Origin of the sequence: Cytobacillus sp. FSL R5-0569 (assembly GCF_038007265.1) — a bacterium.
Classification (GTDB): domain Bacteria; phylum Bacillota; class Bacilli; order Bacillales; family Cytobacillaceae; genus Cytobacillus; species Cytobacillus kochii.
On sequence record NZ_JBBOWW010000001.1, the window covers coordinates 1,840,595 to 1,862,188 of the forward strand.

A 21,594-nucleotide genomic window follows, 5' to 3' on the forward strand; every position below is an offset into this window, starting at 1 on the left:
TGACGATACAGAGAGGGCGGATGTTATGCAGAGCGTATTTAGTAAGTTGAAAAACGCTATAAATGGAACGGTGAAAGAAAAAGAACCGCTTGCTTATCATACAACGATGAAAATCGGTGGACCTGCCGATATTTTTATTGAACCTAGGACAATAGAAGATTTGAGTAAAGCGATGGATGTTATTGTCTCGCATAAAATGAAATGGACTGTCATAGGAAGAGGCTCTAATTTATTAGTAGCTGATGATGGCATTGAGGGAGTAGTTATTAAATTCGGTAAAGGCTTTGCCCACCTCGAACTAGAACAGGAACTCCTAAGGGTCGGTGCAGGATACCCCCTTGTAGCATTAGCTACAAAAGTGAGTAAACAAGGGTATGCAGGGCTAGAATTTGCAAGTGGAATTCCTGGTTCTGTTGGTGGAGCAGTCTTTATGAACGCAGGTGCACATCAATCGGATATCGCAACTATTCTTGAGAAAGCGTATATCCTTTTTCCGAATGGTGAAATGCACTGGTTAACAAACGAAGAAATGAAATTTTCGTATCGTACGTCTATTTTACAAAAAGAACGACCTGGCATTGTTGTTGAAGCGATTTTTCGCTTAGTGCAAGGAGAGAAAGAAGCGATTATTGATAGGATGTTACGTAATAAGGCTTATCGAAAAGAAACACAACCATGGGATTCCCCGTGTGCAGGGAGTATTTTTAGAAATCCACTACCACATCATGCTGGTCAGCTGATTGAAGCAGTTGGTTTAAAGGGACATTCACTGGGAGGCGCCCAAATCTCGCCAATGCACGGGAATTTTATCGTGAATAGTAATCAGGCAACTGCTGAAGATGTTTTGGGTCTGATTCAACATGCGAAGGATACGGTATTAGCAGAGAAGGGCATAGCATTGCAAACAGAAGTTGAAATAATTGGGCGTAAGTAGCGAAAAAGACCAACTTCCATTCCAATTATTGTGATATAATCATTCAATAGAATGATGATAAGTGAATAAAGATTTAGGTATATTATCTCATTATGTTAATATATTAGTTTAATTAACCGAAAATAAGGATATATGCTGTGAGTAACGATGTACGAGGTGATGATGCTGGAACAAGGAAAAATAGTATCCATAGAAGATAGAATTCCTAAATTAAAACAGCAGAGAAAAAAGAAAGCGAACCGTAGACTCATTTTCCTACTTATTTTCTTTTTATTTCTGATTGCCTTAGTAGTTTATTTCCAGTCACCGTTGAGCAATATAAAAGCAATTAAAGTATCAGGTAACACTGTCTTCAGCAATGAAACGATTGTAGATCAAAGTGGATTAACTGAAGATATGAATATATGGAAAGTTGATGAAGCTGAGATTGAGCAAGTGCTTTTAAAACTACCAGAAATGAAAGAGGTAAAAGTAGCAACTGAGTTTCCAAATACAGTCGTTATTTCGGTGAAAGAACATAAACGAGTAGCTTATATTATGGAAGGTGAGGATTATATACCCGTTCTTGAAAACGGTAAAACTCTCTCAGTAAAAGGTGAAAGTGAGTTCCCAGCCAGTGCACCTATTTTATTTCAATTTTCTGAAGGAAATGTGTTAGAGAAGATGATTGCGTCTCTTGGTCAATTACCAGAAGAAGTTCGTAATTCAATTTCAGAAATACACGCGACACCTAAAGAAACAGATAAAGAGGCAATTACGCTATACATGAATGATGGGTATGAAGTAATCGCTACATTAGCTACCTTTGTCGATAAAATGTCTCATTACCCGGCAATTGTCGCTCAACTTGATCCCGAAGTAAAAGGAATTATTGATTTGGAAGTGGGCTCTTACTTTAAGCCTTATGGCGAAGGGGGAGCTAATGAGAATGAAAAAGAACAAGAAGAGGAAGTTGAAGAATAATCAGGTTATCTTTTCACTTGTTTTCATTGGATTAGGTTTTCTAATTGCTTATTCCTTTCAATTGGCGAAAGATACAAAGGGTGACAGTAGTATAACGAGTAACCAGTGGGAGAGGGATCAGCAATTAAGACGTGAATTGATTGATTTGGAAGAAAAAAATCTTAGCCTTCAACAAGAATTGTACAAGTCACAAGATGCTCTGCAAAAAATAGAAAAAGAATTCTCTCAAGATGAGCAAGTATATAGTAATCTTGCCGAGGATGCCGATAAATATCGAATGTATTTGGGCAAAGTCAAAGTGAGTGGCCCTGGTGTAAATGTCACTCTCTTGGACGGGGAATACAATCCTCAAGCCGATTCAGCGAATAATTACATCGTACATGAACATCATGTGTTTCAAGTTATTAATGAGTTATACATTGCCGGTGCTTCAGCTGTCGCCATTAATGGTCAGCGCTTAACGCATTCCTCTTATATTGTCTGTAACGGACCAGTCATTGAAGTGGACGGGAAGCAACACCCAGCCCCATTTGTTATATCTGCGATTGGAGATGCGGATGTTCTCACATCGGCACTAAATATTGCTGGCGGTGTTAAAGACTTACTTGTCAATGAAAATATTCAGTTTTCATTAGAGAGTAAATCAGAAATCATAATGGACCCGATAATTGGTAGTTAGTGCTTTTTCTATCATGATAGGTATAATAATTGATGGAAAAAGAAGATAGGTGAAACGATGAACAAAAAGCAATGGGGTTTTACGATAATTACAGTCTTAATTGGTGTCATGCTAGCCATTCAGTTTAAAACGGTCAAGAATACAGATGTAAGAGATACAAGAGATACATGGCAATTGCGGGAAGATCTGCAAAATGAGGAAGCATTACGGCTTGAGTTGCTAGAGGAAATCAGATCACAAGAAGAAAAAATAGCGCAATATGAAAATAATATAGCTGCTAATAAGGAAGAGATTCTGAGAACAACATTGGATGAGCTCAAAACAGAAGTAGGGTTGACAGAAAAATCAGGTCCAGGTTTGATTTTAACGATACAACCTATTGCTGAGGAATTGATTATCGGCTCACAAGTGGGCAAGGTCACACCCGATTTATTGAAGAGGTTATTAAATGAACTCAACCGTTATGGTGCGAAAGAAGTAGCAATCGGTGGTCATCGGGTAATCAACTCTACTGTGATAAGAGATATTAATAATATAACTAAAATAGATGGTTATTCTATTCAGGCCTTACCGTTAGAATTGAGGGTTATTGTAGAAAATGAGCAGGATGCGGAACAAATGTATAAAAGAATGCAAGTTTCTAAATCTATAGAAGACTTTTTTATAGAAAATTTAACACTCGATATACAACTAGCGGAAAATGAGATTACTGTACCAGCCTACAATGAACCAATTCAAATGACTGATATGAAGGAGGCGGGCAAGAAGAGCGAAGGAGGACATTCATAATGTGGCTACCCATCTTAGGTTTATTTATCGGGTTGTTTATCGGGTTTATGACAGATTTTCAAATTCCTGATGAATACGCCAATTACTTATCAATCGCTATTCTTGCTGCACTTGATACACTTTTTGGTGGTATTAGAGCCCATTTACAAGATGTGTATAGTGAAAAGATCTTTGTATCCGGATTTTTCTTTAATATTATGCTTGCAGCAGGTCTTGCTTTTCTAGGGGTTCATCTTGGTGTAGACTTATATTTAGCAGCTGTATTTGCCTTCGGTGTGAGGTTATTTCAAAACATCGCTGTTATTCGAAGGATTTTATTAGCCAGGTGGACAAGTAAGAATGAAAATTTAGAAAAAAATTGATTTTAAAAAAGGGAATAGTTTAGTTTTGACGAATAATTTTATTAATATCAAATTTGGTTTATCAGTTTAATATATAAAGGTTTTATAATGAAAACTGCAAGAGTAAGTAACTAAAAAAGTAGACTCGCAAAAAGGGAGGTGCCACAGAATGAACAGCAATGAAATATATGTCAGCCTTGACATCGGTACATCCAGTGTAAAAGTAATCATTGGTGAGATGGTCAATGATTCTTTAAACATTATTGGTGTTGGCAATGTAGCTTCCGAAGGATTAAGAAAGGGCTCCATTGTTGATATAGATGAAACCGTTCATTCTATTAGAAGAGCAATTGAACAAGCTGAAAGAATGATTGGCATGGAGATTAGAAGAGTGATAGTAGGTATCACTGGTAACCATGTTATGCTTCAGCCTTCTCACGGTGTAGTCGCCGTGTCAAGTGAAAATAAGGAAATCTCAGATGATGATGTAGCGCGTGTGATGGATGCTGCCCAAGTGGTATCAGTGCCACCTGAGAGAGAAATTATTGATGTTATTCCAAGGCAATTTATTGTAGATGGATTAGATGAAATCAATGATCCAAGAGGTATGATTGGTGTAAGGTTAGAAATGGAAGGTACCATCATAACCGGATCTAAAACTTTATTACATAATACGCTTAGATGCGTTGAACGCGCAGGCCTAGAAATTATGGATATTACCCTTCAGCCGTTAGCAGCAGGTGCTTTCGCCTTATCGAAAGATGAGAAAAACTTAGGTGTGGCACTTGTTGATATAGGTGGTGGTTCAACAACGATTGCTATTTTTGAAAATGGGGTACTAAAGGATACAAGTGTATTGCCTGTTGGAGGAGAACATATCACTAAAGACTTATCGATTGGTTTACGAACTTCAACTGAAGATGCTGAAAAAATTAAGATAAAACATGGGTATGCTTTTTATGATCATGCTTCAGAGGAAGAGGTATTTAGTGTACCAATTATCGGCAGTGATCAACATCAGCAATTTAATCAGCTAGAAATAGCAGATATTATTGAAGCAAGAATGGAAGAAACCTTTGATCTTATTCAACATGAGATAAGAAGGCTAGGGGCATCAGACCTTCCAGGTGGTTATGTCTTATGTGGAGGGGTTGCAAATACGCAAGGGGTATTAGAACTTGCTCAAGTGGTCTTCCAGAATAGAGTGAGAATAGCCGTACCTGATTATATTGGGGTTAGAGAACCACAATATTGTACAGCAGTTGGCTTAATACAGTTTGCATATAAAAATGCAAAGATACAAGGAAAGAACATGGAGGCAATTGTCGATCAGCCTGAAGCAAATGAAAAGAGAACACAAAAGCAAACACAGCCGAAGAAAAGCACAGAAAAAGAGCCGGAACAAAAAGTGACATCAAGAGTTAAAAAGTTCCTTGGATACTTTTTCGAGTAGCAAAAACAAAACAATGTATTGTAATAGATTAATAGCAAGGCAGATTGTAAATTTACAGTAGATGTGAGTTAGCTATTAAACAGTTAATCATCAAGATAAATGAGCGAATCGAAAAAAAGGTGTTCTTAGGAATATCGACGAATTAGGAGGATTTGTCATGTTGGAATTTGATACGAATTTAGATTCATTAGCAACGATAAAAGTAATTGGAGTTGGTGGCGGAGGAAATAACGCCGTTAACCGCATGATTGAGCATGGTGTACAAGGTGTTGAATTTATTGCAGTGAATACAGATGCTCAAGCGCTAAACCTATCCAAAGCCGAAGTGAAGATGCAAATTGGTGGTAAATTGACAAGAGGACTCGGTGCAGGTGCCAATCCAGAAGTAGGAAAAAAGGCAGCTGAAGAAAGTAAAGAGCAAGTAGAAGAAGCATTAAAAGGTGCAGATATGGTATTTGTTACTGCTGGAATGGGCGGAGGAACAGGTACAGGTGCTGCTCCTGTTATAGCTCAAATCGCACGTGATTTAGGCGCTTTAACAGTGGGTGTTGTGACAAGACCTTTTACATTTGAAGGTCGTAAACGTTCTACTCAAGCAGCTGGTGGAATAGCTTCTATGAAAGATGCTGTGGATACATTGATTGTTATCCCTAATGATCGTTTATTAGAAATTGTAGATAAAAGTACACCGATGCTTGAAGCATTCCGTGAAGCAGATAATGTTCTTCGCCAAGGTGTTCAAGGTATTTCAGATTTGATTGCCACACCTGGTTTGATTAACTTGGACTTCGCTGATGTAAAAACAATTATGTCCAATAAAGGTTCTGCACTTATGGGAATCGGATTAGCTGCAGGAGAAAATCGAGCAGCAGAAGCTGCCAAGAAGGCCATCTCTTCTCCATTATTAGAAAAGTCTATTGATGGTGCGCAAGGGGTTCTAATGAATATTACAGGCGGATCAAACTTAAGCTTGTATGAAGTACAAGAAGCAGCAGATATTGTTGCATCAGCATCAGATCAAGATGTTAATATGATCTTTGGTTCTGTTATCAATGAGGATTTGAAGGATGAGATTGTTGTAACAGTTATCGCGACTGGCTTCAATGAAGAAGTTATTCAAACAAAGCCATCAAAGCCTGCATTCGGCCAGAATAAAGGAAATATTGGTGTCGGATCACAGGTGCAAAAGCGTGAAACGTATCGTGAACGTGAGCGGGAAGAAGCTGCCACACATGAGCAGCCATCAAGGAATACAGCAAAGGAACATCCAGAAGATACATTAGATATCCCAACATTTTTAAGAAACCGTAACCGCAGAAGATAATTCAATTTGTGTAAGAAAGCCAATGTCCTTAAGTTTAAGGACATTGGCTTTTTTTTGTTTTAAAAGAAGAATGCCCCACAAATATATGTACGATTAGTAAAATACTATTCTATATTTATGTTAATCAAAGATAAGAACTCACTAAAAAGTTAGTAACATTAAAAACTTCCCCATTTTCATCATTTTCCCCACGTGAGACAGACCGCAAAAAACTGACAAAAAAAGAAAAGAATAGTGAAAATTTCTGCTGTTTTACCAACAGAAAGTGACATCTTTATCTTGATGAATAGGCTATACTTTTTTTAGCACATCAATAAGACAGCCACCCATAAGAATATACATTGTTAGTTTTAGGGGGGAAGAAGGCAGATTGGCCATTTATTTAGATATTATTTGGGCATTAAATTTGTTGTTTGATAGTCTTCTCCTATATTTAACGTCTATTCTTCTGAAAATCGAAGTTAAATTATGGAGAATAGCCACAGGAGGTTTGGTAGGCTCAATAATAATCTTATTATCCATTACACCGATTCATGCATACTCCAGTCATCCAATAGGTAAGTGGTTATTTTCTATTTTCATGGTTTTTATTGTATTTGGTTTTAGAAGATTAACTTTTTTTATTAAAGCGTTAAGTACATTTTATGCAGTAACCTTTTTAATCGGTGGTAGTTTAATTGCTGTTCATTATTTTATTCAATTTGATTTAGATCTAACATCAACCGTGATGCTTGCATCCGTAAAGGGCTTTGGTGACCCTATTAGCTGGCTATTCGTATTATTAGGTTTCCCTATTGCCTGGCATTTTTCAAAGAAAAATTATGATTCTATTGAAATGACCAAGATCAATTATGAGTCGAATGTAAATGTGCAAATTCAACTAAAAGGCGAAACCTATGAGTTCCAAGGTCTAATAGATAGTGGTAATCAGCTTTACGATCCATTAACAAGAGTACCTGTGATGATTGTTTCGATTGACCAGCATAAAGAGTCTTTTCCAGAAGCGATTACAACAATGGCAAAAGATCCAGATGGTGCGATAGAAGGCAGGTGGGAAATCCCGAACGATTGGATGTCAGTTGTCCGAGTGATCCCTGCAAAAGTGGTCGGTAACGATAATCAAATGCGACTTGCCCTCAAACCAGAGAAGATTACTTTGGTTAAAGATAATGAAGTCATTGCAGTGGATAAAGGGTTAATTTCATTTACTATGCAAAAATTGTCCCCAGAGAATCGCTTTCAATGTATTGTACATCCAAAAATGTTAACAGGTGCAAAGAAGGTTAGTTAAAGTGCATGAGAAATAAACCATTATAGGGAGGAGAAAGAGTGCGTAAACTTAAATTTCGCTTATCATATTATTGGTATAAGCTTTTAATGAAATTAGGTTTAAAGACAGATGAAATATATTATATAGGTGGTAGCGAAGCTCTTCCCCCGCCACTTAGTAAAGAAGAAGAAGCAATATTGTTAAACAAGCTTCCTAAAGGAGATCAAGCAGCAAGGTCAATTTTAATTGAACGGAATTTGCGTTTAGTAGTGTATATTGCACGCAAGTTTGAGAATACAGGCATTAATATTGAAGATCTCATTAGTATAGGAACAATTGGCTTAATAAAGGCAGTTAATACTTTTAATCCGGAGAAAAAAATCAAACTGGCTACATATGCCTCACGATGTATTGAAAATGAGATATTAATGTATTTACGTAGAAATAACAAAATTCGCTCGGAAGTTTCGTTTGATGAACCACTTAATATTGATTGGGATGGGAATGAATTATTATTATCAGATGTTCTTGGCACAGAGGAAGATATAATCACTAAGGATTTAGAAGCAAATGTCGATAAAAAGCTCTTAATCAAAGCACTTCATCAATTATCTGATAGAGAAAAACAGATCATGGAATTGCGTTTTGGACTTGGTGAGGATGAGGAAAAAACACAAAAAGATGTTGCTGATATGCTTGGGATTTCTCAATCCTATATTTCAAGATTAGAAAAAAGAATCATTAAACGTTTGAAAAAAGAATTCAATAAAATGGTGTAAAAAAATTTTTTTCGTCGTTGAAATATCTGTTAAATAAAGGATATTTCTTTTTTTTGCATTTTATGCGCATTTTTCTTGTGCATATTTTTCCTTCTCGCGGAGATACTGATTTTTGTACAGCAGCTCCTGTGAGGAGGGAATGGGATTGACTCGAAATAAAGTAGAAATTTGCGGAGTAGATACATCAAAGCTTCCAGTACTAAAGAACGAAGAAATGAGAGCACTCTTCAAGCAAATGCATAATGGAGATATATCAGCAAGGGAGAGCCTAGTAAATGGGAACCTCCGACTCGTTTTAAGTGTCATTCAACGGTTTAATAATAGGGGTGAATTTGTTGATGACTTATTTCAAGTTGGCTGTATCGGTCTTATGAAATCTATTGATAATTTTGATTTAAGCCAAAATGTAAAATTCTCCACTTATGCTGTTCCTATGATTATTGGAGAAATCCGTAGATATTTACGCGATAATAATCCAATAAGGGTATCTCGTTCCTTACGTGATATCGCCTATAAAGCCTTGCAGGTAAGAGAACGCCTAATGAGTAAAACTTCAAAAGAACCAACAGCTGAAGAGATTGCGAAAGAGTTGGATATTCCGCATGAAGAAATTGTTTTCGCCCTTGATGCAATACAAGATCCTGTATCACTTTTTGAGCCTATTTATAATGACGGCGGCGACCCAATCTTTGTAATGGATCAACTCAGTGATGAAAAGAATAAGGATATTCAATGGGTGGAAGAACTTGCACTAAAAGAAGGCATGAGACGCCTGAATGATCGAGAAAAAATGATATTACGCAAAAGGTTTTTTCAAGGAAAAACACAAATGGAAGTTGCTGAAGAAATTGGTATTTCTCAGGCTCAGGTCTCACGCTTAGAAAAAGCAGCTATTAAACAAATGAATAAAAATATTCAAAGCTAATATGCCAGGAGAGTTTGACACAAATGTGTTAAGCTCTTTTTTTATATAGATGTGAGTGCTAATCCAAAAAAGATCCTTCTGTTAGAGCTTGCATAGCATAAGAGGAAATGTAAGAAATCTCATAGGAAATACACACAAATAGGTAAAACTGGATACAAATATTTGTTTTATATAAACGGACAAAAGCAGAAGAACTATTACGCAAAAAAGTAGGATACACCTACAATAAATGCTTGCTTGACAAATATTATAAGTAAACATCTTGAGATCCACTTAGTCTCAAATCACACCAAATATGAACTCGGTATTTTTAATCTTTCTCAACATATATTGTATTAAAAGGAGGCGTTTAAAATGATGAGGATCTCAAGCTTTCAAATGAAAGATGTTATTAATGTTGCAGATGGTAAGAAGTTAGGATTTATTAGTGATATTGATATCGATGTAGCAACTGGGAAAATAGACTGTATTTTCATTAGTCAACAAAACAAAATGCTTCCTTTTTTTAATAAGCTGGAGGATATTGTGATTGAATGGGGCGATATTTTAAAGATTGGGGAGGACGTGATCCTTGTCCGTTTTCCTCATCAATATCAATTAAATGAACCAAAAGAAGAATATAGCAATCGATAGTTATAGCTGTAAACCTTAATCGCAATATGGTAAACTAAAGAAAAAAATGGGGAAAGTGTATGGAGCCATTTCAATTAACGAATGAAAAATATTTGATTATAAAACATTGGTTTGAAAAATATGGACTTACCTGTGGGTTTACAACTAAAAATGATGGGTATAGTGACAAAGCTTACACATCGCAAAACTTTGGCTTTCATGTAGGTGACCAACAAGTGCATGTTATTCAAAATCGAATAGCATTAGCACAAGAATTACAATTTCCGTTAGAGAATTGGGTGGGAGCAGAACAAACTCATGGTGTTCATATTGAATATGTTCAAACTAAAGATAGAGGTAAGGGCGCAAAAGAGTATGATACATCATTTGCTGCTACAGACGCCTTGTTTACAGATGAAAAAGATTTATTATTAACCATGTGTTACGCAGACTGTATTCCCCTATATTTCTTTCATCCAAAGAGTCAGCATATGGCTGTTGCTCATGCAGGATGGAAAGGGACGGTCTTTGAAATCGCTAAAAATGCGATTGATGCCTTCCGTGAAAAAGGAATTCATCCACAAGAGGTCGAAGTTGTTATAGGCCCGGGTATATGTCGTTCTTGTTATATTGTAGATAATTATGTAATTAACAAAGTGAACGATTGCCTAGGAGAAATAGCTCCTAGTGTATATAATGAAATAGCTAAAGGTCAATATCAATTAGATTTAAAACGATGTAATCAGCTCATATTGCAGAAATATGGTGTTTTACGAGATAATATTCATACTACTGAATATTGTACAAGCTGTCATGAATCCTTGTTTTTTTCACACCGAAGAGATGACGGAAAAACGGGTAGATTGATGAGCTTTATTGGTTTGCGTGAGGAGGAATAGCATCTTGAATGTACAAACAAACCTAGAGAATATACAGGAAAATATACAAGCTGTTTGTGAGAAAGTTAATCGTTCTAGTGATGAAGTGAAAATTATCGCTGTGACAAAATATGTATCAACAGAAAGAGCGCAGGAGGCAATTGCAGCGGGGGTTAATAACCTTGGGGAAAATCGCGATGAAGGCCTATTAGAAAAACAAGCTGTCATTAAAAATGGGGCTGTTTGGCATTATATCGGAAGCTTACAATCTAGAAAAGTAAAAAATATCATCAATAAAGTGGATTATATCCATTCATTAGATCGCATATCTCTTGCAAAAGAGATTGAAAAGCGAGCGAATAAACCAATTAAATGCTTTGTACAAGTTAATGTGTCTGGAGAAGATTCGAAGCAAGGGTTATCCAAAGAAGAAATCATTCCTTTTGTTAAATCACTGTCAGATTTTAAACAAATAGAAGTAGTTGGTCTTATGACAATGGCACCATTTACAAGTGATGAGACAGTATTAAGAAATTGTTTTCGAAATTTGAAGTTGATTCAGAAAGAAGTATTATCCCTTCAATTATCTCATGCACCGTGTAAAGAATTATCAATGGGGATGTCCAATGATTATCAAATTGCTATTGAAGAAGGGGCAACAATGGTCCGTATAGGAACGGCTTTAGTTGGAAAAGAAAAGTAAGGAGGCTAGGTGCAGATGAGTATAAAATCAAAGTTTAAATCATATTTCTTTTTAGATGACGAAGAAGACAACTATGAGACAAGAGAAGATGATTACGCTAATAGTAGGGATCGTAAAGAAGAGCAAGAAACAACCTCTGTGCGGACTTCTCAAAGGCAGCACGCTGCAACAAAACAAAATGTCGTAAGTTTACAATCCGTTCAAGGACAAGGCGGTCAGCAAAAATCATCAAAAGTTGTCCTTGTGGAGCCACGGGTCTATGCTGAAGCTCAAGAAATTGCTGATCAATTGAAGAATAGAAAAGCAGTTGTGGTTAATCTCCAAAGAATTGATAAAAGCCAGGCAAAGCGCATTGTTGATTTTTTAAGTGGAACTGTGTATGCCATTGGTGGAGATATACAAAAAATTGGAATGGACATCTTTTTATGTACACCTGAAAACGTTGAAGTATCTGGGAATATTTCACAAATGATTCAGGAACATGAAGAAGAAAACTCGAGGTGGTAAATTAAATATGGCAACTTTATTTTCGATTATTATAACAGCCGTGGAGATTTATTCATGGGCATTGATTATATACATACTCATGTCATGGTTTCCGAATGCAAGAGAATCTAGTATTGGGCAAATGTTAACAAAAATTTGTGAACCATTTCTTGAACCATTTAGACGTGTCATTCCGCCAATTGGTGGGATGTTAGATATTTCGCCGATTGTAGCGATATTAGTATTAAATTTAGCTACATCCGGAATAAGACAAATATTTTTTTGGATGATGTAAAAAATACGAGCTAATGCTTAGCTCGTATTTTGTTTTTATCAATAACAAATCATCGGATTCTAAGACAGTTGTAAAACAAATAAAAAAATAAATGTTATACTATTATACAATTGTAAACATAGGGGTAAGCGAGAAATTAGGCATTTCTTGCCTAACCAGTTTTAAAGGAGTAAGCTAATGTCAAATATATATCAACATTTTCGTATGGAAGAGAGAGAGTTTATTGATCAAGTGTTAAGTTGGCGACAAACGGTTGAACAAACGTATGCGCCTAAGCTTACAGATTTTCTCGATCCAAGGGAACAAGATATTTTACACACCATCATTGGTTCTCAAAGTGATGTGCGCGTCCAATTTGACGGTGGACATAGAAACGCTGAAAGAAAACGCGCGCTTATTTTTCCTGATTATTTTATACCGGAAATGGACGATTTTCGCTTAGAGTTATACCAAGTAAATTATCCGCATAAATTCGTATTAATCGAGCATCCCCAAGTACTTGGAAGCCTGATGTCACTCGGATTGAAAAGAAGTAAATTTGGAGATATTTTGTTTGAAGGTCATACGATACAAGTAATTGTCTCTAAGGAAGTATCCTCTTATATTTCTATGCAATTAGAATCTGTTGGGAAAGCTTCTGTTCAACTTGAAGAAAAGCCATTTTCATCTGTTATCGATGCAAAAGAGCAGTGGCAAGAAAAAGTTTTTACAATGTCATCCTTAAGACTTGATACGCTTATTGCATCGATTTATAATTTTTCTAGACAAAAGGCGCAACAACTCATTTCTGCAAAAAAAGTAAAAGTAAATTGGGCAATGAAAGAAAATGTAGCATTCGATTGCCGTGAGAGTGATACAATTTCAGTAAGAGGCTATGGGCGCTGTAAGGTTATTGCGATAGAGGGAAAAACGAAGAAAGAAAAATGGAAAGTAGTTGTCGGTATACAAAAATAATCTTTTTTAGCTATAATGATTATAGTGTTTTACCGATATAAAATTGAAAGTGTATCGAATTTTATGCAGGAATCTGCAAGAAACTGTCGAATTACATGTTAACAAATGTACATAATTTGACCAACTGATCTAGGAGGTGGCCTTATGCCATTAACACCATTAGATATTCATAACAAAGAGTTCAGCAAAGGTTTTCGTGGATATGATGAAGATGAAGTAAATGAGTTTTTAGATCAAGTGATTAAAGACTATGAAATCATTATTCGTGAGAAGAAGGAATTAGAAGAGCGTTTAAACGACTTAAATGAAAGAGTCGGACATTTTAATACGATTGAAGAGACGTTAAATAAGTCGATTGTTGTTGCGCAAGAAGCTGGCGAAGAAGTGAAGCGAAACGCACAGAAAGAGGCAAAGTTAATTATTCGGGAAGCGGAGAAAAACGCCGATAGGATTGTGAATGAATCATTATCTAAAGCAAGGAAGATTGCGCTAGATATAGAAGATTTGAAAAAGCAATCGAAAGTATTTAGAAATCGTTTTAAAATGTTAATTGAAGCCCAATTAGATATGCTTCAGAATGATGACTGGGACCACTTAATGGAATATGAGCTAGATACAACAGAATTAAAGTCTACAAAAGAAGAAGAGTCTAGAGTATAAGATACTTTTATCTTTTAAGATGAACGACGACTTGACGAAGTTGTATCCTATCGCATATAATCTAGAAAAAACATGATAAAACGATGACAGGGATAGTAGCATTCTATCTTACTTAAAAGAGTGGATTTCCACTTCAGCGATTCAGGGAAGGTGAAAGCCTGATATTAAGGAGAAGAATTTGAACATCACCCTTGAGTTCCTTACTTGAGCTAAAAAGTTAGAGTAAGGCGTAGACGTTCACGTTACGAATTGATTTTTGAGCGGATAGGAAATTTCTCTATCTACAAGGGTGGTACCGCGGGAATATATAACCTCTCGTCCCTTTTTTGGGATGAGGGGTTTTTTGTGTTTTTTCCGAGTACCTTATGTATGAACGCTACTTTGGTCATAATGTTATGTAGTATGTTGAGGAGGAAATGAGCTATGGATTACAAAGATACTTTATTAATGCCTAAAACAGATTTCCCAATGAGAGGAAATCTGCCAAAAAGAGAACCTGAAATGCAAACAGAATGGAATGAACAAGATATTTATGCAAAAGTGCTTGAGCGCACGAAAAATCAACCGTTGTTTGTCCTGCATGACGGTCCTCCTTATGCGAATGGCGATCTTCATATCGGACATGCGTTAAATAAAATTTTAAAAGACTTCATTAACCGCTATAAGTCAATGAGTGGTTACCATGCACCATATGTACCTGGTTGGGATACGCATGGATTACCCATTGAACAAGCGTTAACGAATAAAGGTGTAAAACGTAAAGAAATGACGGTAGCAGAATTCCGTAAGCTTTGTGAAGAATATGCGTACGGTCAAATCGAAAATCAACGTGAACAATTCATGCGATTAGGTGTTCGTGGAGATTGGGAAAATCCCTATATTACATTAAAACCTGCCTATGAGGCCCAACAAATCAAAGTTTTTGGTGAGATGGCGAAGAAAGGTTATATCTATAAAGGGAAGAAACCTGTATACTGGTCACCATCATCTGAGTCTGCATTAGCTGAAGCTGAGATTGAATATAAAGATAAGCAATCCGCTTCCATTTATGTAGGATTTAAAGTGAAAGATGGCAAAGATGTTTTAACTGATGACGTACGTATTGTTATTTGGACAACTACTCCTTGGACAATGCCAGCTAACTTAGGTATTTCTGTCCACCCGAAACTAAAATATGTTGTCGTTGAAGTGGATAACGAAAAATATTTAGTAGCTGAAGACCTGCTAGCGGCTGTATCAGAAGAGATTGGCTGGGAAAATCCTAAGGTCGTTCAAACCATTCAAGGTAGTGACTTAGAATATGTGACTGCTGAACATCCATTATATGGCCGTGATTCACTTGTTATGCTAGGTGACCATGTAACTACAGACGCTGGTACTGGTTGTGTTCATACGGCTCCAGGACATGGTGAAGACGACTTTTACATCGGATCTAAATATGGTTTAGATGTATTATGTCCAGTAGATGATAAAGGGGTAATGACAGAAGAAGCGCCTGGCTTTGAAGGTCTTTTCTATGATAAGGCGAATAAACCAATCACTGAAAAATTAGAAGAAGTTGGCGCGTTATTGAAGCTTTCTTTTATCAAGCATTCTTATCCACATGATTGGCGCACAAAAAAACCAGTTATTTTCCGTGCAACGGCTCAATGGTTTGCGTCAATTAAAGATTTTAGACAGGAATTATTGCAAGCAATTAATGATACAACATTTACACCAGCATGGGGCGAAACAAGGCTTTATAATATGGTTCGTGATCGTGGCGATTGGTGTATTTCTAGGCAGCGCGCATGGGGTGTGCCAATTCCTGTATTCTATGCAGAAAATGGAGAAGAGATTATTACAGACGAAACCATTAATCATGTATCCAACCTATTTAGAGAGCACGGTTCTAATGTGTGGTTTGAAAAAGAGGCAAAGGAATTATTGCCTGAAGGATTTACTCATCCAGGTAGCCCAAATGGAGTATTTACAAAAGAAACTGATATTATGGATGTGTGGTTTGATTCCGGTTCTTCGCATCAAGCTGTATTGCTAGAACGTGAAGATTTACAAAGACCAGCAGACCTTTATCTAGAAGGATCTGATCAATATAGAGGTTGGTTTAACTCATCATTATCAACAGGTGTCGCTGTAACTGGTAAGGCGCCATATAAAGGCATCTTAAGTCACGGCTTTGTTTTAGATGGTGAAGGTAGAAAAATGAGTAAATCAATTGGTAATGTCATTGTACCTTCAAAAGTGATGAACCAATTAGGTGCAGATATTTTAAGACTTTGGGTTGCATCAGTTGATTACCAAGCAGATGTAAGAGTATCTGATCCAATCTTAAAACAAGTAGCAGAAGTTTACCGTAAAATTAGAAACACTTTCCGCTTCTTATTAGGAAACTTAGCTGATTTTGATCCAGCAGTACATCGAGTTTCTTATGATGATTTACGTGAAGTCGATCAGTTTATGTTAGTGAAGTTAAATAAACTAATCGAAACATCGCTTCAATCATATGAGAACTATGAATTTGCAGGTATTTACCATGCTGTGAATAATTTCTGCACATTAGACTTAAGTTCGTTCTATTTAGACTTTGCGAAAGATGTATTGTACATTGAAGCGCAAGATCAACATGATCGTCGTGCGATTCAAACAGTGCTTTATGATAGCTTAGTTGCCCTTACTAAGCTTGTATCACCGATTCTTTCTCATACAGCTGATGAAGTTTGGCGTCACATTCCAAATGTGGAAGAGATGAGTGTTCAATTGACAGATATGCCGTCAGTAGAAACTTTTGCCAATGCGGAAGAATTAACGGCAAAATGGACAGCATTCATGAAATTAAGAAATCATGTCCTAAAAGCTCTAGAAGAAGCACGAAATGAAAAAGTAATCGGTAAATCATTGACAGCAAAAGTAACGTTGTATGTCGATAACGAAACCAATTCATTACTTGATTCTATTTCAGAGAGCCTACCACAACTCTTTATCGTTTCTGCATTTGAAGTGGCAGGCAGCTTAGAACAAGCACCAAATGAAGCACATAAATTTGACAATGTAGCAATCCTAGTTTCCAAAGCTGAAGGCGAAACATGTGAACGTTGTTGGACTGTCACACCAGAAGTAGGGGAAGTAGATGAATTTTCAACACTTTGCCCACGTTGTGCTACTGTCGTAAAAGAAAACTATAGCCATTTGAGCTAAGTGGCAGTAGGTTAAAAAGTACTACCATATTTTTGGCCCGGACTAACCGTTCGGGTCTTTTTCTAATTATATAAAAAGGATTAATGAAGATAGAAAATGAAGTAAAGCTAAAAATGATTTTTACCATAAAGCAAGTATGTTAGTGCATGGTTTTTATAATGTCTCGGCTTTTCACACTTTCCATTTTAATCCTTCATGATAATGAGTAAAAACTAATAAAATTTTCCTCAACCTGCAAAACTTGTTCAGCTTGTAAAATCTTTAGAGGCGTTCAAAATTAGCCAGTTGCTCATAATAACTTTATGAACAATCTTGTAGGATGAAGGGGGATTTTTTTGAACAATCAACCACATGTTATTCCACTAATTGAAGAGCTTCGTAATACGAGACAAGAGTTACTTGAGAGGTTAATGCAAAGTAATCTTCACCCCTTTATAAATGAAATGATATTAGATGAATTATATGATGTTGAAAAGGCAATTGAGAAGTATGAAAATGGCCAATTCGGCACATGTGAAATTTCTGGTGAGTTTTTGCCAGAGGATTTATTAACATTAATCCCTACGCTGAAAACAATGGACGATTGTCAGTCTCTTAAAAGGTTCTATCGTAAAGCCCTATATGATTAAAACGATCGCTTAAAGAGCAAAGCTACCGTTTTTTATGGGTTTATGCTAAAATGCAAAGGTATACAAATGAATATTGGAGGTTGCCTTTGTGTTTTTCTACATAATCGCTTTATTGATTATTGCTTTTGATCAATGGACTAAATGGTTAATTGTCAAGAATTTTACGCTTGGTGAAAGTATTACTGTCATTGAAGATTTTCTGTATATTACTTCCCATCGGAACACAGGTGCAGCCTGGGGAATATTAGAAGGTCAAATGTGGTTCTTTTATTTGATTACTGTTATTGTCATCATCGGAATCATTTATTATATGCAAACACATGCGAAGGGAAAATGGCTTCTTCAGCTCTCATTAGCACTTATATTAGGTGGTGCAATTGGAAACTTTATTGATCGTCTTTGGCGAAAAGAAGTGGTTGATTTTATTCATATTTTCCCGTTCGGATATAACTTCCCGATATTTAATGTTGCGGACTCCTCTCTATGTGTAGGTGTCGTGTTGTTATTAATACAGATGATACGAGAGGAAAGAGAAGTGAAAAAGGAGAAAGCAAATGAGCAAAGTGGAACATAATGTCACCGATAATCAAGCGGGTGATCGAATTGATAAGGTGCTGGCTAATCTGAATGCAGAATGGTCAAGAACACAAGTGCAAGAATGGATAAAAGCAGGACATGTGCTTGTCAATGGTAATAAAGTGAAAACAAATTATAAAGTAGTAAATGAAGACCATCTTGATATTATTATTCCTGATCCAGAGCCATTAGATGTAGTTGCTGAGGATATGGATTTGGATATTTACTATGAAGATAGTGATGTTTTAGTTGTCAATAAACCGAGGGGAATGGTTGTACACCCTGCGGTTGGACATGGAACAGGTACATTGGTAAACGGATTATTGGCACATTGTAAAGACTTATCAGGTATAAATGGGGTTATGAGACCAGGTATTGTCCATCGCATTGATAAGGACACTTCCGGCCTTCTGATGGTTGCTAAAAATGATCTTGCCCATGAGAAGTTAGTAGAGCAACTAGTTAATAAGACGGTGACGAGAAAATACAAAGCGATTGTTCACGGCGTTGTCAATCATGATCATGGCACAATTGATGCGCCAATTGGCAGAGATACGAAAGATCGTCAAAGTATGACGGTTGTGGATGGTGGCAAACATGCTGTAACGCATTTTAATGTTATCGATCGTTTTAAAGATTTTACTTTGATAGAATGTCAGCTCGAAACGGGAAGAACGCATCAAATCCGTGTTCACATGAAATATATTGGCTTTCCATTAGCTGGCGATCCGAAATATGGACCGCGAAAAACGCTTGAATTCGGAGGACAAGTGCTTCATGCAGGTGTGTTAGGATTTAATCATCCAAGAACAGATGAGTACCTTGAATTTACGGCACCATTGCCAGCTGATTTTAAACAGCTAATTGCTATGTTGGAAAAATAATTGTTGACACATAAGTTGAAGTGTTATAAGATGAATTCAGTTAAATAAGTCCTTTAAGAACAGTCCCGTGAGGCTGGGAAGGAAACGGTATGAACATACGGTTGTTGTATGTTCAAATAAAGTACAATCGTTTACCCTCTCATCCTTAGGTGAGAGGGTTTTTTAGTATAAAATGAGGTGAAAAAGATGTCACAAAAAGCCATTGTACTGGACGAACAAGCGATAAGAAGAGCACTGACAAGAATAGCTCATGAAATGATTGAAAAGAATAAGGGCATAGAGGATTGTGTGCTTATTGGAATTAAGACAAGAGGAATTTATATTGCTAATCGCTTAGCAAAACGAATAGAAGAAATTGAAGGTGCCAAGGTTTCGGTTGGTGAAATTGACATTACGCTATATAGAGATGACTTATCAAAGAAGACAGCTAATCAAGAACCACTTGTTAAGGGTTCAAATATCCCGATTGATATTAACGATAAGAAAGTGATTGTCATTGATGACGTCCTTTATACTGGAAGAACGGTAAGAGCAGCATTAGATGCTTTAATTGATATAGGTAGACCTTCAGCTATTCAATTAGGTGTGCTTGTCGATCGTGGTCATAGAGAATTACCGATTAGAGCCGATTATGTGGGGAAAAATATTCCAACTTCAAGTTCAGAAAAAATAGTTGTCGAACTAAATGAAATTGATCAAACAGATCAAGTTAGTATTTTTGAAAAATAAATGAGCCCTTTTTAAATGCAGTCCAGAGAGGCTGACAAAGGGGGAAGTAATAGACTGCTCCTGTCTATGCTTACCAACCCTCTTTGTCCGCAGGCAAAGAGGGTTTTATATTAAAGGGGAGAAATACCACCATGAATAAACCAGTATTAGACATACATGATAAACCAACGCCAGTACATTGGCTCACTCTCAGTTTACAGCATTTATTCGCCATGTTTGGTGCAACCATCTTAGTACCATACTTAGTAGGATTAAGTCCGGCCATTGCACTAATCTCAAGTGGTATCGGCACACTTGCTTTCCTAATGATTACAAAATGGAAAGTACCTGCTTATCTAGGTTCGTCGTTCGCATTTATTATCCCTATACAGACGGCACAGCTCGAAGGTGGACCTGGTGCTGCTATGATAGGGAGCTTTATGGCAGGTCTCGTTTATGGGATTGTCGCTCTTATTATTAAGCAAGCAGGTTATCGTTGGATTTTAAAATTATTACCACCAATTGTTACAGGACCTGTTATTATCGTTATTGGACTTGCGTTATCAGGAACAGCAATAGACATGGCCATGAACAACCCCGTAACAGGAGAATATAGCATGCTTCACTTCTCGGCAGCTTTAATTACACTTGCTGCTACAGTAGTTATCTCAGTATATGGAAAAGGTATGTTTGGAATGATTCCGATTCTTGCTGGTATAATTATCGGTTATGTATATTCACTCATGATTGGTATTGTTGACTTCTCGGTTGTTGCAAAAGCTGCATGGTTTGAAATGCCTGAATTTATCTTTCCTGTAATGGATTATGATGTCAGAATTACTCTTGATCTTGCTCTATTGATGATTCCAGTAGCTGTTGTCACTCTTTCTGAACATATCGGTCATCAACTTGTACTCGGAAAAGTCGTTGGCAAAGACTATATTAAAGACCCAGGCTTACATCGCTCAATCTTAGGTGATGGGATGGGAACCATGTTATCAGCTCTCATTGGTGGGCCACCGAAAACAACGTATGGAGAAAATATCGGTGTACTTGCGATCACCAAAATTTACAGTGTTTATGTAATTGCAGGCGCAGCAGTGATTGCCATCGTCTTCGGTTTTGTCGGAAAAGTAACAGCTTTAATAAGTTCAATACCGACACCTGTTATGGGCGGTGTTTCAATCCTTCTATTCGGTATCATAGCTTCTTCAGGGTTAAGGATGCTTGTAGATAATAAAGTGGACTTTGGTAATAACCGTAACTTAGCTATCGCCTCTGTTATCCTAGTATTAGGAATTGGCGGCGCGCATTTACAACTTTGGGTATTCAACTTAGAGGGAATGGCGATTGCTGCAATTGCTGGGGTTATACTCAACTTAGTCTTACCGGGTAAACCGGATGTAGATGAAAATATGTTTGAAAACTAATTACGCCTTTTAAAAGGAATCCAGAGAGGTTCATAAGGGTGTTGAAGAGCTCAGTTCAAAGTGGGAAGAAAAATCCCACTTTTGTACACTCATGTTTATTCGACACCTTGACTTGTTTTTGTCAAGG

Annotated in this window: 23 protein-coding genes and 1 other annotated feature; all 23 genes read left to right on the forward strand. The window is 36.8% G+C overall.

Features of this window, described 5'->3' with window-relative positions; genetic code table 11:
• Nucleotides 1-25 precede the first annotated feature (25 nt).
• The 23 genes from murB to MKX78_RS09755 all read left to right on the forward strand — a co-directional run bounded on the left by murB (nt 26) and on the right by MKX78_RS09755 (nt 21,467).
• Nucleotides 26-934 (forward strand): UDP-N-acetylmuramate dehydrogenase, encoded by a 909-nt coding sequence (gene murB, locus MKX78_RS09645; RefSeq protein WP_341050691.1) that lies wholly within the window; start codon nt 26-28, stop codon nt 932-934.
• A gap of 162 nt (nt 935-1,096) precedes the next feature.
• A complete protein-coding gene (locus tag MKX78_RS09650; RefSeq protein ID WP_307314556.1) occupies nt 1,097-1,897 on the forward strand; it encodes a cell division protein FtsQ/DivIB in 801 nt (266 codons plus the stop codon).
• Entirely contained in the window at nt 1,863-2,576 is a 714-nt protein-coding gene (locus MKX78_RS09655) for a DUF881 domain-containing protein (RefSeq protein WP_095373479.1), read from the forward strand. The genes MKX78_RS09650 and MKX78_RS09655 overlap by 35 nt, the downstream gene beginning before the upstream one ends.
• 57 nt (nt 2,577-2,633) lie before the next feature.
• Entirely contained in the window at nt 2,634-3,365 is a 732-nt protein-coding gene (locus MKX78_RS09660; protein WP_307314552.1) for a DUF881 domain-containing protein, read from the forward strand.
• A complete protein-coding gene (locus tag MKX78_RS09665; protein ID WP_095369611.1) occupies nt 3,365-3,727 on the forward strand; it encodes a small basic family protein in 363 nt (120 codons plus the stop codon). Before MKX78_RS09660 ends, MKX78_RS09665 begins: the two co-directional genes overlap by 1 nt.
• A 148-nt stretch (nt 3,728-3,875) precedes the next feature.
• Nucleotides 3,876-5,159, forward strand: coding sequence for a cell division protein FtsA (gene ftsA / locus MKX78_RS09670; protein WP_095369610.1), 1,284 nt, complete (start codon nt 3,876-3,878; stop codon nt 5,157-5,159).
• A gap of 157 nt (nt 5,160-5,316) precedes the next feature.
• Nucleotides 5,317-6,483, forward strand: a complete 1,167-nt coding sequence (gene ftsZ, locus MKX78_RS09675; protein WP_307314547.1) for a cell division protein FtsZ — start codon at nt 5,317-5,319, stop codon at nt 6,481-6,483.
• Between the two features lie 370 nt (nt 6,484-6,853).
• Nucleotides 6,854-7,774, forward strand: coding sequence for a sigma-E processing peptidase SpoIIGA (spoIIGA, locus tag MKX78_RS09680; RefSeq protein ID WP_095369608.1), 921 nt, complete (start codon nt 6,854-6,856; stop codon nt 7,772-7,774).
• Nucleotides 7,775-7,812: 38 nt separating this feature from the next.
• Complete coding sequence (gene sigE, locus MKX78_RS09685; protein WP_095369607.1) at nt 7,813-8,532, forward strand: RNA polymerase sporulation sigma factor SigE; 720 nt, start codon at nt 7,813-7,815, stop codon at nt 8,530-8,532.
• Nucleotides 8,533-8,677: 145 nt separating this feature from the next.
• Nucleotides 8,678-9,457, forward strand: coding sequence for an RNA polymerase sporulation sigma factor SigG (gene sigG / locus MKX78_RS09690; RefSeq protein WP_191812371.1), 780 nt, complete (start codon nt 8,678-8,680; stop codon nt 9,455-9,457).
• A 354-nt stretch (nt 9,458-9,811) separates the two neighbouring features.
• Nucleotides 9,812-10,090: a YlmC/YmxH family sporulation protein gene (locus tag MKX78_RS09695; RefSeq protein WP_095369605.1), complete on the forward strand. Its 279-nt coding sequence runs from the start codon at nt 9,812-9,814 to the stop codon at nt 10,088-10,090.
• Between the two features lie 59 nt (nt 10,091-10,149).
• Nucleotides 10,150-10,968 (forward strand): peptidoglycan editing factor PgeF, encoded by an 819-nt coding sequence (gene pgeF / locus MKX78_RS09700; RefSeq protein WP_095369604.1) that lies wholly within the window; start codon nt 10,150-10,152, stop codon nt 10,966-10,968.
• Between the two features lie 4 nt (nt 10,969-10,972).
• Complete coding sequence (locus tag MKX78_RS09705; protein WP_095369603.1) at nt 10,973-11,650, forward strand: YggS family pyridoxal phosphate-dependent enzyme; 678 nt, start codon at nt 10,973-10,975, stop codon at nt 11,648-11,650.
• Nucleotides 11,651-11,665: 15 nt separating this feature from the next.
• On the forward strand, nt 11,666-12,157 hold the full coding sequence (locus MKX78_RS09710) for a cell division protein SepF (protein WP_095369602.1): 492 nt from the start codon (nt 11,666-11,668) through the stop codon (nt 12,155-12,157).
• A 7-nt stretch (nt 12,158-12,164) separates the two neighbouring features.
• Nucleotides 12,165-12,431, forward strand: coding sequence for a YggT family protein (locus tag MKX78_RS09715; protein ID WP_095369601.1), 267 nt, complete (start codon nt 12,165-12,167; stop codon nt 12,429-12,431).
• Nucleotides 12,432-12,608: 177 nt separating this feature from the next.
• Nucleotides 12,609-13,385 carry a YlmH family RNA-binding protein gene (locus MKX78_RS09720; RefSeq protein WP_095369600.1) on the forward strand — a complete coding sequence of 259 codons (777 nt, stop codon included), beginning with the start codon at nt 12,609-12,611 and terminating at the stop codon, nt 13,383-13,385.
• Nucleotides 13,386-13,529: 144 nt separating this feature from the next.
• The gene (locus tag MKX78_RS09725; RefSeq protein WP_095369599.1) at nt 13,530-14,045 is read left to right on the forward strand and encodes a DivIVA domain-containing protein; all 516 of its coding nucleotides are present in this window, start codon (nt 13,530-13,532) and stop codon (nt 14,043-14,045) included.
• Nucleotides 14,046-14,119: 74 nt separating this feature from the next.
• Nucleotides 14,120-14,371 (forward strand) — a binding site (T-box leader).
• A gap of 97 nt (nt 14,372-14,468) precedes the next feature.
• Complete coding sequence (gene ileS / locus MKX78_RS09730; RefSeq protein WP_095369598.1) at nt 14,469-17,240, forward strand: isoleucine--tRNA ligase; 2,772 nt, start codon at nt 14,469-14,471, stop codon at nt 17,238-17,240.
• A gap of 335 nt (nt 17,241-17,575) precedes the next feature.
• A complete protein-coding gene (locus MKX78_RS09735) occupies nt 17,576-17,869 on the forward strand; it encodes a hypothetical protein (protein WP_224938549.1) in 294 nt (97 codons plus the stop codon).
• Nucleotides 17,870-17,957: 88 nt separating this feature from the next.
• On the forward strand, nt 17,958-18,443 hold the full coding sequence (gene lspA, locus MKX78_RS09740; RefSeq protein ID WP_341050696.1) for a signal peptidase II: 486 nt from the start codon (nt 17,958-17,960) through the stop codon (nt 18,441-18,443).
• Complete coding sequence (locus MKX78_RS09745; RefSeq protein WP_328199043.1) at nt 18,424-19,329, forward strand: RluA family pseudouridine synthase; 906 nt, start codon at nt 18,424-18,426, stop codon at nt 19,327-19,329. Before lspA ends, MKX78_RS09745 begins: the two co-directional genes overlap by 20 nt.
• A 186-nt stretch (nt 19,330-19,515) precedes the next feature.
• A complete protein-coding gene (gene pyrR, locus MKX78_RS09750; RefSeq protein ID WP_095369595.1) occupies nt 19,516-20,058 on the forward strand; it encodes a bifunctional pyr operon transcriptional regulator/uracil phosphoribosyltransferase PyrR in 543 nt (180 codons plus the stop codon).
• Between the two features lie 131 nt (nt 20,059-20,189).
• Nucleotides 20,190-21,467 (forward strand): uracil-xanthine permease family protein, encoded by a 1,278-nt coding sequence (locus MKX78_RS09755; RefSeq protein ID WP_095369594.1) that lies wholly within the window; start codon nt 20,190-20,192, stop codon nt 21,465-21,467.
• The last annotated feature ends 127 nt before the right edge of the window (nt 21,468-21,594 follow it).